This window comes from Clostridium sp. KLE 1755, from assembly GCF_000466465.2.
Taxonomy (GTDB): Bacteria; Bacillota; Clostridia; order Lachnospirales; family Lachnospiraceae; genus Eisenbergiella; species Eisenbergiella porci.
The window spans coordinates 1-14,008 of the sequence record NZ_KE992671.1 but is presented as its reverse complement, the minus strand read 5'-3'; the positions used below and the strand labels follow the sequence as shown (position 1 = coordinate 14,008).

Annotated in this window: 11 protein-coding genes, 2 pseudogenes and 1 other annotated feature; of the genes and pseudogenes, 8 read left to right on the top strand and 5 right to left on the bottom strand. The window is 50.0% G+C overall.

Annotated elements, in window-relative coordinates:
• Positions 1-19: 19 nt before the first annotated feature.
• Positions 20-1,135, top strand: a pseudogene (locus tag HMPREF1548_RS30410) (DUF6070 family protein); the annotation flags it as partial.
• Here HMPREF1548_RS30410 and HMPREF1548_RS05670 read toward each other — a convergent pair.
• On the bottom strand, positions 1,135-2,976 hold the full coding sequence (locus HMPREF1548_RS05670; RefSeq protein WP_025490836.1) for a BlaR1 family beta-lactam sensor/signal transducer: 1,842 nt from the start codon (positions 2,974-2,976) through the stop codon (positions 1,135-1,137). The pseudogene HMPREF1548_RS30410 and the gene HMPREF1548_RS05670 sit on opposite strands and share 1 nt — an antisense overlap.
• Before the next feature lies 1 nt (position 2,977).
• Positions 2,978-3,364: a BlaI/MecI/CopY family transcriptional regulator gene (locus HMPREF1548_RS05665; protein WP_021634883.1), complete on the bottom strand. Its 387-nt coding sequence runs from the start codon at positions 3,362-3,364 to the stop codon at positions 2,978-2,980.
• Positions 3,365-3,782: 418 nt separating this feature from the next.
• On the opposite strand from HMPREF1548_RS05665, the gene HMPREF1548_RS05655 reads away from it, so the two are divergent.
• Together HMPREF1548_RS05655 and HMPREF1548_RS05650 are read left to right on the top strand one after the other, a co-directional pair.
• Entirely contained in the window at positions 3,783-5,063 is a 1,281-nt protein-coding gene (locus HMPREF1548_RS05655; RefSeq protein ID WP_021634880.1) for an AGE family epimerase/isomerase, read from the top strand.
• 149 nt (positions 5,064-5,212) lie between these two features.
• Entirely contained in the window at positions 5,213-6,070 is an 858-nt protein-coding gene (locus HMPREF1548_RS05650; RefSeq protein WP_021634879.1) for an AAA family ATPase, read from the top strand.
• Positions 6,071-6,146: 76 nt separating this feature from the next.
• Here HMPREF1548_RS05650 and HMPREF1548_RS05645 read toward each other — a convergent pair whose 3' ends face one another.
• Positions 6,147-6,821 (bottom strand): helix-turn-helix transcriptional regulator, encoded by a 675-nt coding sequence (locus HMPREF1548_RS05645; RefSeq protein WP_021634878.1) that lies wholly within the window; start codon positions 6,819-6,821, stop codon positions 6,147-6,149.
• Between the two features lie 279 nt (positions 6,822-7,100).
• Between HMPREF1548_RS05645 and HMPREF1548_RS05640 the strand changes: the two genes are divergently transcribed.
• The 5 genes from HMPREF1548_RS05640 (at position 7,101) to metG (ending at position 12,799) form a co-directional block, all read left to right on the top strand.
• Positions 7,101-7,481 (top strand): RidA family protein, encoded by a 381-nt coding sequence (locus HMPREF1548_RS05640; protein WP_025490839.1) that lies wholly within the window; start codon positions 7,101-7,103, stop codon positions 7,479-7,481.
• Between the two features lie 127 nt (positions 7,482-7,608).
• Positions 7,609-9,093 (top strand): Na+/H+ antiporter NhaC, encoded by a 1,485-nt coding sequence (nhaC, locus tag HMPREF1548_RS05635; protein ID WP_025490840.1) that lies wholly within the window; start codon positions 7,609-7,611, stop codon positions 9,091-9,093.
• A 26-nt stretch (positions 9,094-9,119) separates the two neighbouring features.
• Positions 9,120-10,295 (top strand): MalY/PatB family protein, encoded by a 1,176-nt coding sequence (locus HMPREF1548_RS05630; protein WP_021634874.1) that lies wholly within the window; start codon positions 9,120-9,122, stop codon positions 10,293-10,295.
• A gap of 95 nt (positions 10,296-10,390) precedes the next feature.
• On the top strand, positions 10,391-10,567 hold the full coding sequence (locus tag HMPREF1548_RS29370) for a hypothetical protein (RefSeq protein WP_021634873.1): 177 nt from the start codon (positions 10,391-10,393) through the stop codon (positions 10,565-10,567).
• Between the two features lie 148 nt (positions 10,568-10,715).
• Positions 10,716-10,974, top strand: a binding site (T-box leader).
• 115 nt (positions 10,975-11,089) lie between these two features.
• Positions 11,090-12,799: a methionine--tRNA ligase gene (gene metG / locus HMPREF1548_RS05625; protein ID WP_021634871.1), complete on the top strand. Its 1,710-nt coding sequence runs from the start codon at positions 11,090-11,092 to the stop codon at positions 12,797-12,799.
• A 94-nt stretch (positions 12,800-12,893) separates the two neighbouring features.
• Here the strand turns inward: metG and HMPREF1548_RS28815 are convergent.
• Both HMPREF1548_RS28815 and HMPREF1548_RS05620 read right to left on the bottom strand, forming a co-directional pair.
• Positions 12,894-13,016, bottom strand: a pseudogene (locus HMPREF1548_RS28815) (GNAT family N-acetyltransferase); the annotation flags it as partial.
• 489 nt (positions 13,017-13,505) lie between these two features.
• A complete protein-coding gene (locus HMPREF1548_RS05620; protein ID WP_025490841.1) occupies positions 13,506-13,898 on the bottom strand; it encodes a VOC family protein in 393 nt (130 codons plus the stop codon).
• Positions 13,899-14,008: the final 110 nt, after the last annotated feature.

The following is a 14,008-nucleotide window of genomic DNA, read 5'->3' as shown; positions in this document are numbered from 1 at the left end:
TGCTTCTATTTTATTCATTATGATAACAGCGGCTTTGGCAATAACCGGCTGCGTTAAAAACGCGGCGGTCACGCCTTCAGATAAAGAGGAACCTGTGAGAATAGAAAATACCGGCATTCCCGCAGCCATAAAAGAAGAACGGACGTCGGAAGAAACAGCGGAGCTTTACCGTGACATTTACGAAAGCGCCGCCTCCAATCCGTCTGTCACTTCTGCCGGCAGCGCAGCTTCATACTATGACAGGCTTCCGGTCATCCGCCAAATCGTAGAAAGGCTTGGTTCTTACGGATACGCGGCCATTGACTCAGAAAACAAAAACCAGCTTAACATGGTCAATCCCGGGCTGATAGAAGACTTTTGCAGGAAAGTGGAGGAACAAAAGGAGGCCTGTGCCACACTTTTTTCAGTTATGGAAAATCTTGGTTTTATCCGTTTTGATTTCGTTACTTCAGAAGAAATGGAAGGAAAAGTCCATGTTACAAGAAGCGTCCTCTGCTGGATTGGCGGTATGCCCAGGGTTACTGATAAATACAGCTATAACGCGGCCGTATGGGAATACACAAAAGAGGGCTATCTGTTTTTCGAAGAAAATACGCCTGTGGCATACGACGGCCCGCCCGGCTATACGGCAGTGAGGGTGAAACCCTTGGAGGAGGAATGCAGGGAACTGAACCGGCGTTATATCCTACCCATAGGCTATGGCGCCAACAATATGTTCCTGACGGACTGGAAGGAAGAAAATTTCGGGGAGCTTGATTTTTATGATCTGTTCCAGCTGCTGTACCCCCTTGTATACTATAGGAATTCTCCCTACGGGCTGACCGTTGACGGAGCAAAATATCGGGTGCCGGAGGAGGAATTCAACCGCGTGATCATGACATATTTTAATATAGATGAAGAGACCCTTCACAGCAGTACGAAATATCTGGCGGAGGGAAAATGCTATGAGTACCTCACAAGAAGCTTTCTTGATTATGGCAATTCCCCCAATACCCCCTGGCCGGAGGTGACTTCCCGGAAAGAAAATGCGGACGGTACGATCACGCTGACGGTAAGTGCGGTGTGGCCGCAGCGCCATTTGGGAAGGGCGATGTCTTCGGAAGTAGTAATCAGGCCTTTGGAAGACGGCGGTTTTCAGTATGTTTCCAACCGCATCATCGATTCGCCGGAAAATGTGGAACCTGACTGGTATGAAATCCCCAGCCGGGATAAAATGTCTTCTGTGATTTCCGCGGCCCTGCTGCCTGCCGCGCCGTCGCTTCCCTGAATATTTGCGGCAAAGCAGTATACCTGTCCTCTGGTTTCCACATACCCTACGAACCAGCCGTTCACGTCTTTGCCATCCACCCGTCCGGTTCCCGTTTTACCGTAAAGGCTGCCGTCCGGAGTTTGGGACAGAAGCATTGCATCCTTTACCGCCCGGATATTGGCAGGCGCAAAGCCGAAGTCATTGCGGTACAGCTTTATGAGAAGCGCGGTCTGCTCCATGGGAGAAATTTTCAGGGAAGCTTCCAGCCAGTAGGAGGACAGCCCTGCGCTGCTGTCTTGGTTTCCATAACTTATTTTGTGCAGATAATCCTGAACCCTCCCGGCGCCCAGCCGGGAATCTATGGACTGAAAATACCAGTTAACAGAATTTTCCATAGCGGATGCCAAATCCTGATCGGAGTTCCAGGCCGCAAAGGGATAGGCCGTCCCGTCCCAGGGAAGAACGGAGGCGTCGGGTGCGATGACCCCTTCCTCCAGGCCGAATAAGGCGTCGTAAACCTTGTAAGTGGAGTCCGGGGAAATACGTCTTTCCGCCTGGGCGCGGTTGTAAACATACCAGGTATCCTCCTGCATGTCATATAGGACAAAGCTTCCGTCAAGGTCCCCGAAATATTCCCCATAATCAACAGAAACCACATTCTTAAGAGCCGCCGTTGTAAGCGCGTCCTCATCCTGCGCAGCGCGGACGGACAGGTATGGAGTAAAGCTAAACAGCAACAGTGAAATAAACGTAAACACAGCGGCGCTCAACGCTTTTTGGCGGAAGGAGGGAGCCTTATAGGAAGCTATGCTGCGGATGCGCCGCTTCAGCTGCTTCATGCTGCCGCTCATACCGGCGGTGAAAGGAAACGGCCGGAGAGAGATTTTTTCGGCAAGGCTGATCAGCGTGTTCCCATAGGCGACGTATTCTTTTTCCCCAAGCAGTTCCAGCACGGAGGTATCGCAGGCCGCCTCCCTGTCGTTCTGCATTTCCTTCAGGGCGGACCATACAAAAGGATTGAACCAGTAAAGGATGCCGGCCAGATTCATCAGATGATTGCCAAACGCGTCCTTATGCTTATAATGCTGCAGCTCATGAAGCAGCATATAACGCATATCCACGGAATTAAAGTCGGATATCAGGTGGATCGGCACGTAGATCCGCGGAAAAAAGAGTCCGGTAATCACAGGGGATTTCAGAAAAGCCGTGCTGTAAACCGGAACCGGTTTTTTCAGCTTCATCTCCCGCAGACATTCCCCGTATAAGGCGCGCACCTCCAGGTTCTGCAGGGGAAGCGCCGACTGCCTGATCCGGTATAATTCAGCCTGCGTTTTTATGACCCTGAAAAGCATAACCATGATTCCTGGCAGCCACAGAAGAAAAAGGGCGCGTCCGGCACCGGAGGACGTCCTTCTGCTGACTGATACTGCAAAGTCAGAAAACTGTCCCTCAGACGCTAAGGCCCGTGCACCTGCGCCTTCCTGCAGGGAGGGCAGCAAGGCTAAAGAGGAATGTAAAAGATCTGCTCCTCCCGGCAGCTTCAGAAAATCGGCCGGTATCAAAGACAGAAAAGGCGCCGCAAGAAGCATAAGAAAACAATACCACAGACTGTACTGCATCCTGTGGGTGAGCACCCGTCCCAAAAGCTGTTTTATGCCAAGGAAAGAAACTGTCAGCAGGCTTAGGAACAGATTGTTCATTAAAAAGCGAATCATAAAATCAGACATATCAGTTTCCCTTGTCATTGTCCGCATCGTCCAGAATCGAACGCAGCGTGCCGATTTCTTCGGCGGAGAGTCTGTCGTTTTTGATATAGGCTGACAGCATGGCAGTGATATCGCCGTCATAGAAGCGCCGTAAAAAAGAATTGCTCTGCTGGCTGATATATTCATTCTCCTTTACCAGCGGCGTATAGACGTATACCCGCCCTTCTTTTTCATAGGTAAGGGCGCCCTTATTTGTCAGGCGTTTGATCAGGGTCTGGATGGTTTTGGCACCCCAGCTGGTGGTTTTCATTAAACGGTCGGTTATTTCATTGGTGCTGACAGGCGCATACTGCCATACGATTTTCATAACCTCGAATTCGGCCTCGGATATCTGTGGTAAACGGTTCATAAAGCTTCCTCCAAAATCTTACGTTTGTAATAAAAATATTATATAACCACTTCCCCGACGTGTCAAACATCCTGCCTTCTTTTCCAAAATCAAAGACCCCGCTGCAAGCAACGGGGTATCAAACTTGCAGCGCTGCAGAGCAGCGGGGTATTTGATCCTCGCGGCAGTCGCCAAATATCCATGCAAGCATGGTTACTTGGCTCGTTGCTCGCGGGAATAAATGTACAGACCGCTAATAAAAACGTCGTCATTGTGCCTGAAGTCACTGCGCCTGAAATATGGCGGAAGCAGACGAAGGAGCATTTCACAGGCCGTAAAATCCGGGGTGCAAATTCTCCCATATTTATGTTGAATAAGCCGGAAATAAATGATAGGATGGATCGGGGGACAGCCCTGGGGACTGTGAACGAAACCTGCGATGATGATTAAAAAGGAAAGGAAAAAGAAGATGGAGGAAAGCAATAAAAAATATCAGATTGACACAGAAGAAAACAGAAAATTTTTAGAGGAGATCCGGGAAGGACTGCTTAGCTTCGGACATAAATTTCCCTCACCGGGAGGAAGCTCCTATTACCTGGGGGATGACGGTACGCCGTGGACGGACCGGAACCGTGAAACCTGGATAACGAGCCGTATGGTCCATGTATACAGCCTGGGCTGCTTCCTGGGCCATCCCGGAAGCGAAGCTCTGGCGGATGCCGGGTTGAAGGGGCTTAAGGGCGAGCTTCATGATGAGAAAAACGGCGGATGGTATGCGGGGCTTACTTCCGACGGGGAGATACTTCCCAACAAGCAGTGCTACGCCCATGCATTTGTGATTCTGGCGGCATCTTCCGCCGTCCTTGCCGGAAGGCCGGGGGCGCAGGAGCTGCTTGAGGATGCGCTGAAGCTGTATGACCTGCGTTTCTGGAATGAAGAGGAAGGGCTTTCCTGCGATACCTGGAATACCGAATTTACCGTACTGGATGACTACCGCGGGCTGAATGCAAATATGCATACAGTGGAGGCATTTCTGGCGGCATCGGATGTGACCGGCGATGAAAAATACCGTGTGAGGGCGGGCCGCATCATTGATCATGTGGTGGGCTGGGCTTCCCGGAATGAATGGAGGATCCCGGAGCATTTTACAAAGGAATGGGTGGCGGATCTGGAATGCAATAAGGAAAAGCCGGATGATCAGTTCAAGCCTTACGGGGCAACTCCCGGACACGGCATTGAATGGGCAAGGCTGATTGCACAGTGGGCGCTTTCTACATATCCGGAGGAAAAGGAAGCGGCTTCCAAATATATTGAGGTGTCCGAGAATCTTTTCCGCCGTGCTGTCAGCGATGCCTGGAATGCGGACGGCGCGCCCGGTATCGTGTATACCACGGACTGGAGCGGAAAACCGGTGGTGCATGACAGGATGCACTGGACGCTTGCGGAAGCCATCAATACCTCCGCGGTGCTTTACCATGTGACGGGAAAACAGGAATATGCGGATGATTATGCGCAGTTTATGAAGTATCTGGACGAAAAGGTGCTGGATCATGTGAACGGATCCTGGTTCCATCAGCTGGATCGGAATAATCAGCTGATCGGTACCGTATGGCCTGGGAAATCTGATATTTACCACGCGCTGCAGGCGACGCTGATTCCCTGCTATGACGCGGGTCTTTCCATTGCCCCGGCGGTAAAGGGCGGAAAAAAACTATCCTGAAAATAAGCTTCCGGCAGTGCCTTCAGGGCTGCTGATTCCCGAGGGCAGCGGGCCAGGCAGCCATGCCTGCAAGGATATTTGGCGGCTGCCGCGAGTGAATTACAGGATGTTAAAAGACGCTCAGAAAGACAGGCAGGAGGAGGCGCGCTATGATTTATCTGTCACAGTTTTCCTTCCCGGACATAGAGGAGGAATATGATTTCCTGATGGCACAGGCCAGAACCTGTTATGATTCCTATTATCCTTTCCAGATTATTTCAAAGCATCGGCTGCGGATGCTGGATTTTGAGCCGGTTACTTTTCTTTATGGAGGCAACGGATCGGGGAAGACGACGGTTCTCAACTGTATCGCGGAAAAGCTGCGGCTTAACAGGGATACCCGTTTTAACCGGACTGATTTCTTTGAAGACTATACGCGGATGTGTTCTTATACGGCGGATTATGGGATACCGGAGGAGAGCAGGATTATCACCAGTGATGACGTCTTTGACTTTATCCTGAATATGAGGGCGATTAACGACGGGATTGATGAAAAGCGGGAAGAGCTGTTCGAAGAGTATCTGGATGCCAAATACTCTGATTTCCGGATGAAATCCCTGGAGGATTATGACCGGCTGAAGAAGGTCAACATGGCGCGCCGGAAAACGCAGTCGCGTTATGTGAGAAATAACCTGATGGACAATGCGAGGGAGCATTCCAACGGGGAAAGCGCCTTTCTTTATTTCTCTGAAAAAATAAAGGAGGACGGGCTGTATCTGCTGGATGAGCCGGAAAACAGCCTGTCCCCGGAGCGGCAGCAGGAGCTGGTGCGTTTCATTGAGGATTCCGCCCGGTTCTTCGGCTGCCAGTTCGTGATTGCCACGCATTCGCCGTTTCTGCTGGCGGTAAGGAATGCCAGGATTTACGATATGGATGAAGAGCCGGTGGATGTGAAGCGGTGGACGCAGCTGCCCAACGTCCGGGCCTATTATGATTTTTTTAAGAAGCACAAGGAAGAATTTGAATGAAAAGGAGGCCGGTCAGCAAATGACCTGCCTCCTTTTTTCAGCTACCTTTCAGGGCGCGCCTGGCGGCGCAGGTTTCTCAGCTCTGGTTTTTGAAGTTCCTGATGTGCATGTATACCGTGTTTTTTGAAATATTCAGCTGTTCGGCCACCTTGATTACAGCATCCTTCAGGTTGAAAATGCCGCGCTGGTAAAGCTGGAGGACGATTTCCTTATTTTTATTGGCGGAGGAAATGTTCGGGTCGCTGTAAACGGCCTCCCTCGTTTCGGAAAGTGAGGAGAGGATCAAATCATCAATGCTGTCGGAGAAGGTTTCCGCAGGCGCGGCTGCGGCGGTAACCGTGCTCTGGGGCGGCGCAAGGGTCTGCAGGATATTGGAAAGAGGGATTTCCATGTGGAAATTCATGCAGAGCAGGCCGATGATGCGCCCGTGCTCCCCTGTAATGGGGATGGTGCAGGAGCGGAGGACGGAACCGGATTTGTTCTTATTATAATAGGGAGAAACCGTCCGGCCCGGATCCTTTTCCAGTTCCCCCAGCATTTTCAGGGCCAAATCCGTAATGGGAGAGCCTTCCTTCCTTCCGGTGTAATGCCCGTTGATTATTTTTATGACGGAATGATCCAGGCTTTCCAGGCTGTGGAGCACCAGCTCGTAGCCTTCGCCCAGATAAGCGCCCAGCCCATCCAGCATGAGGGCGTAGGAATTCAGAATCTGTCTGTCGGTTGGGGTAAGTTCAATAAAAGGAGTATCCATAGTTGTCACCTGTGCCTTTCGGGGGGATAGTTTTTCTTTGTAACCTTGAAAAGTGAAATAATTACGATAATATGTAATTTCACAAGGGTTTAATTAGTGAAAATTATTTCAGTGCGGTTTTCTGATTCTATTATAATGGAGGGGAGGGAAATGTGCAAGAAATTAGTGAAATAATTTTTAGTAAATATACAGAATAAATAAACAAAAGTGTATTGACTAAAATATATTTTATTGATATAATGCAGTTATCAAGTAAAAACGAAGAAAGAGGTGGAGAAATTGCTGAAAAAAATTTACACAAAAAATGCTCCGGAAGCTATTGGCCCTTATTCGCAGGCGATCCTATTCAATGAACTTTTGTTCAGTTCAGGACAAATCCCGGTGGACCCGGCTACCGGAGAGGTTGTGCAGGGAGACATTACGGCTCAGGCGGAGCAGGTAATGAAGAACGTGGGAGCAGTGCTTGCGGAAGCGGGGACGGACTTTGAGGCTGTTATCAAGACGACCTGTTTCCTGAGCGACATGGGAGACTTTGCCGCATTTAACGAGGTGTACGGAAGGTATTTTACCGAAAAGCCGGCGCGTTCCTGTGTGGCGGTGAAGGCGCTTCCCAAGAATGTGCTGTGCGAGGTTGAGGTTATCGCAGCGGTTGGGAAGTAAAGCAAAAGTTTATGGTCCGGACTGCTGAAAGCAGAAATGCAGAGTTCAAATTAAAGAGCTGATATGTAACAAAACGTGAAATAGCACAATGCGGGAGTGTATTGTGCATAAGGAGGGGAATTTTTCCATGAGTGAAAAAAAAGTAAGAGAAAAAAAGAAACCGAGTTTTTTCCTGGCAGTGCTTCCGATTCTGGCAATGATACTGCTGCTGGGCGTAGGCTATGCGGTAATGGGCTTAAGCCCTGAGGTTCTGATGCTGGTATCCGCGGCAGTGGCAGCGGTGATTGCCGTTTCGCTGGGTTATACCTGGGACGACATCATGAATTCCATCGTAGGAAAGCTTTCCAAAACGATGCCGGCTATTTTTATCCTGATTATCGTAGGCTTCCTGATTGGTTCCTGGATGATCGGCGGCACCATCCCGATGATGGTTTATTACGGACTGAAAATTATCAGCCCCCGTTATATCGCAGTTACTTCTTTTCTGGTAACAGCAGTGGTTTCCCTGTGTACCGGAACCTCCTGGGGTTCTGCGGGAACCATCGGCGTGGCCCTGATGGGTGTTGCGGCAGGTATGGGCGCTCCGCTTCCGCTGGTAGCAGGCGCTGTTGTATCCGGTGCGTATTTCGGCGACAAGATGTCCCCGCTTTCCGATACCACCAACCTGGCTCCCATTGCAGCAGGCTCCAAGCTGTATGACCATATCGGACATATGTTCTACACTACGATTCCCGGATGTATTATCTGTCTGATCGTTTATACCATAGCCGGATTTTCGCTGGCAGGCGGCGGTGCGGTGGCAACTCCTGAAAAGGTGGATACCATCCTGACAACGCTGGAAGGGATGTTCCGCTTCAACCCGCTGGTAATCCTGCCTCCGATTATCGTACTGTACGGTTCCATCCGCAAGAAGCCTACCATCCCGGTAATGCTGATTTCCAGCGTGGTTGCTTTCTTTAACGCCACGGTTTTCCAGGGCTTCTCCCTGCAGCAGTGCTTTACCGCAGCTATCAGCGGCTTCAGCCTTGATATGGTTACCAAAGCCGGTTTTGATGCGGCTGCCCTGATTCCTGATATCCCGAGGCTGCTGGAACGCGGCGGCATGCTTTCCATGCTGAATACGGTTCTGATTGCATTCTGTGCTTATGGTTTTGCCGGAACCCTGGCTGTTACAGGTTCCCTTGATATCGTGCTGAATAAGCTGATGAAGTCCGTAAAGAGCACGGGCGGCCTGATTGTATCCACAATCGTTTCCTGTATTACCGCAGTTTTCGTAACAAGCAACGGACAGCTCTCCATCCTGATTCCCGGAGAAATGTTCTCCAAGACCTATATCAAAAAGGGCCTGCAGCCCAAGAACCTTTCCAGGACACTGGAAGACTCCGCAACCGTTGTGGAACCCATCGTTCCCTGGACGGCAGCAGGTGTTTACATGGCAACAACACTGGGCGTGCCCACGCTTTCCTATCTGCCCTGGGCGATCCTGTGCTACACCGGCGTGATTTTTGCAATCATCTGGGGCTTCACCGGCTTCGGTATTGCCAAGATTAAGCCCGGTGACGATTACTATGAGGAATATCTGGCTCTTCAGAAAGAAGACAAAGCAGCATAAGCGCTGTCCCGGGAGGAGGTTTTACAATGGGAATGCATTTTGATTTTGACACTATGACGGACCGCAGGAATACAAACTGTGGGAAATGGGACACCATGGATAAAAAATACGGCCGGAAGGACATGATTCATCTGGGCGTTGCGGATATGGATTTCAAGGCGCCGGCGCCTGTCCTTGACGGGCTGCGTGAAGTGCTTGACATGGGCGTCCTGGGCTACACGGACTTAAGCGATAAGTTTTTTGAAAGCATTCAGCGCTGGTATAAGAAGCAGTACGACCTGGAGGTGCCCAGGGAGTGGATCGTATTCTGTCCCAGAATCAATATTGCCTCCAGTATCTGTGTGGAAACCTATACGGAAGCGGGCGACGGCGTCATCATGAATACGCCTGCCTATGGCCCGCTGCAGAGCGCGATCCTCAAAAACGGCAGAAGGATGCTTTCCAGCCCGCTGAAAAGGAACGGGGATCGGTATGAACTGGATTTTGACCATATGGAAAGCCTGGTGGACGAGCGGACGAAAATGCTGATCATGTGCAATCCCCACAACCCGACCGGGCGTTCCTGGACAAGAGAAGAACTGGCGCAGGCAGCCGATTTCTGTAAAAAGCACAACCTCGTTCTTTTTTCAGATGAAATCCACGGGGATCTGACAGCAGAAGGGGTGAAGCACCAGTCCACCCTTTCCGTAACAGCGGATGTGAACGACAGGCTGATTCTGGCAACCTCGCCTGCAAAGACCTTCAACATCCCGGGCGTTATTGTTTCCTATATGATAATTCCCAATGAGGAGCTTCGCAGCCGGATCGCTGCCGACATTGACAGGATCGGCATGCATAACCCCACTATTTTTGCAGTTACCGCCGTGGAAAAGGCGTATACGGAATGTGACGACTGGTATGAGGCGGTAAAGAAGTATATTGATGAAAATGAAAAATATACCCGCAGTTATTTTGCGGAGCATTTCCCCAAGCTTCATATCATGCCCAGAGAGGGCACCTATCTGTTATGGATTGATTACCGGGAAACCGGCATGAGTGAAGAAGAGCTGGAGCAGTGGTTCCTGCAGGAGGCCAACGTATCCGTATATATGGGAAGCGTGTTCGGGGAAGCCGGCCGCGGCTATATCCGGCTGAACCTGGCGTCACCCAGAAGCCTGCTGGAAGAAGCGTATGAAAGAATGCGCGGGGCGTGGAAACGCTGATGCGTGGAAGTGTTTTTAAAATACCATGCAGGAAATGTTATGCAGCAAAATGTTGTGCGGTAAGATGCCATGCGGTCGTATGCGGAGAACGATACGTGCTGCAAAAGCGCAGTGCAAATTATTTTCAGCAGTTAAGAAAGACGTTCAAAAAAATGGAGCAGAAAAGCCGTCTGCCGGGAAAAGCCCGGTCAGGCGGCTTTTCTTGTCAGGCGGAACTCCATTCAATGGATGAGCAGTTTCAAACCACAGCGAAAATGAGTGCATTGGTGTGAAAAAATGTCTGTGTACCTGCCTGTAAAACAAGCATCCGCCTGAGAAAAAGGTGCCAGGCATCTGGCTGCTAAACAACGTCAGGCATCTGCCTGAGAAACAGTTGACAAACCCAAACGCCCTGTATATAATAAAACACAATTTCATATATAAAAGGCGAAGAAGAGAAGAGTAGGCGGCAGGCGCTTTTACAGAGAGTCCAGGTTGGTGAGAATGGATGAAGTAAATGCAGCTGAACATGGTCTTGGAGCTGCGCACCGAAAACCTGTGGGTTCAGGCTGCGACGGAAGCACCCGTTAGCGTGATATACTATCGATGAATCATTTCTCATCCGTAGTTGATAAGGTCTGCGCCGTGAGGCTCAGGCGAATTTGGGGTGGTAACACGAAGCGAAGCTCTCGTCCCCGAAAAAGAAATTTTTTCGGAGAGGAGGGATTTTTTTTGCCCTCAGTCCGGGAAAGCCGGACTGTAGCGGAGCGGGCATCCGCGTTATCATAACAAATTCAGGAAATGAGGGATATTAAATGAAAAATATTTTAATCGGAGGAGCCTGGCCCTACGCCAACGGCTCACTTCATATCGGGCATATAGCAGCGCTGCTGCCGGCGGATGTGCTGGCGCGTTATCACAGAGCTGCCGGTGATAGGGTGTGTTTTGTATCAGGAAGCGACTGCCACGGGACGCCGGTGGCCATCCGGGCAAAACAGGAGGGGAAAACGCCTGAGGAAATCAGTGACTTATATCATGAGGAATTTTCCCAATGCTTCAGAAAGCTGGGATTTAGCTATGATTTGTATACGAAAACCTCGTCCTCGGCGCATAAGGATTTTGTCAGTAAGTTCCATAAAAAACTGTATGAAAGCCCTTATGTTTATGAAAAGGAGGTGCCGCAGGCCTACTGTGAATGCTGCCATGCCTTTTTGGCGGATCGTTTCGTGGAAGGGCTCTGCCCGGTCTGCGGGAAAAGCGCCAGGGGGGATCAATGTGATGAATGCGGCGCGGTGCTGGAGGCGGAAAACCTGCAGCAGCCGGTATGCGCGGTCTGCGGTTCCGCGGTTTCCTTCCGCAGCAGCAGGCATCTGTTTATTGCGATTACCAGGCTGAAGGACAGACTGCAGGAGCTGGTGGACACCCACGAAAACTGGAGAAAAAACGCGGCGGCATTTTCCAGGCGGTATCTCGGCGAAGGTCTGCGCGACCGGGCGCTGACGCGGGATCTGGAATGGGGCATCGATGTGCCGAAGGCGGGCTATGAAGGAAAGAAAATATATATCTGGGCGGAAAATGTGCTGGGCTATTTATCTACAAGCCACGAGGCGCTGAAAGGCTGCCCGGGGGAATTTGAAAGGCTCTGGGGGCTGGACGGAGGCTGCGGAAGCGAAGCAGAGGCGGAGACGGAAGCCCCGGAAACCGGCACCGCGGGAGAAAACGCGGAGATCAGGCATTATTATGTGCATGGGAAGGATAATATCCCCTTTCATACGATTATTCTCCCTTCGCTGTTGATTGCCAATGGCAGCGGCTGGCATCTTCCTGATGAAATCATTTCCAGTGAATATCTGACGCTGGAAGGGCGCAAGATTTCCACCAGCCGGAATTATGCCATCTGGATAAAGGATATGATAGATAAGTACGATGCGGATTCCCTGCGTTATTATTTGCTGGCAAACGGACCGGAGAAAAAGGACGCCGATTTTTCCTGGAGAGAATTTGTCAACAGCCACAACGGGGAGCTCCTTGGGGCCTACGGCAATTTTGTGAACCGGACGCTGGTATTTATCCGGAAGTACCTGGACGGAACTGTCCCCTGCGGCACGCCCGATACGGTGCTGGAGGAGGAACTGGAGAAGCTTTTCGCCGATACGGGCGCGAGGATTGAAAAAGGACGCTTTAAGGATGCGGTGGACGGGATTTTTGAACTTGTAAGGAAGGCAAATAAATACTTTGATTCCACCCAGCCCTGGATTACAAGGAATACGGATGCCGGGAAATGTGCGGATACTCTGTATAACTGCGTACAGCTGATAGCCGGACTGGCGGTTCTTTTATATCCTTTCCTGCCATTTTCTTCTGAGAAAATCTGCGGCTGGCTGCAGCTGTCCGCAGAATGGAAGCCTCAGCAGGTGAAGGCAGGATATCCTGTTCCGGAAGTGCAGGTGCTCTTTGAACGGCTGGATAAGAAGGTGGTTGAGGAAGAAACAGAAAAGCTGGAGAGGCTTTTGCCGGAGAATTAGGTATATAATCGAAAGCATAAAGAGGGTTCGGGATGAGGTTCCCGGGCCCCTTTTTAAATGAAAGCATGTATAGCCGGAATGTTTTTTCAGCTGTTAGATAATCTACCATAAGCTTTACTGCATCAGTAGCAATCCTTCTATGCCAATATGATTTATTTATTCGATAGCCAATCGCTACTTGATTTTTTTTATAATCAAACATTTTTGCTAGTCCTATGAGCCTGTCAAGTCATTATGCATATCCTCACAGGGCAATCGCTTACGAAAAGAGAATAAATAGGAAAAGGCTTCCTCCATAAATTAAAAAGTGGTATCCTCTAAAGAAAGGATACTGATAAGATATGGGACGAGGATTGGCAGAAGTATTGAAGGAAGTATATAGCATTGTACTTTTTAGCATTGTACCTTTTCAAAGGGAAGGGAAAATGTGAATATGCGAAGACATCAGAAAAAGGACATGGATGCTATGAGACGCGGGAATGCTATGCGGCAATGGACAGCAGCTGGCTGCCGCAAAAAAAACGACTGGGAAGACATATGCGTGACAGGAATGCTGGTCAGCGAAAAAAACTGCATTGAGTACTGGACGTAGAATTTGATGAGGATCATATGCGGATGCGGAAACAAGGAGGATATGATTTATCCTGCCCCCCGAAACCGGGCATCCACCTAACCTCATAAACTTTTATTTATCGGGCTTCAATACTTACATCCAGGGCATAATCGGAGGCAGTATACAGAACGGATGTCCTGCAGGGTCAATCATCACCCGCCAACGGTCGTCATATTGGTACTCCGATAAGCTTGCGCCGCACGACAAGGCATATTTCACCCCTTCTTCAACATCCTGAACGTGAAAGTCCAAGTGCGCCATTTGCTGCTGCGCATCCAGTGTAGCAGGCCACACGGGCGGCACATAATCATCCACCTGTTGAATGGTAATCCAGGTTGGAGTTCCTGTTTGTTCCAAATTTACTAAGACTGTATATTCTTCACCCTTGAACCGCGTCCAGCCAAGCAATTTTTCATAAAATGCAGACAACTCGTCCGCGTGATTGGAATCCAAAACGACATTCCATCCCACAAGATTAAGTGCCATTATACAATCCCTCCACATTTTCTAATCTGACAGGTACGCCTTATTTGCCTGAGGCGTACAAACGCATAACCACTTTTTTCATTTTAATATGACAGTTTGGATATGTCAAA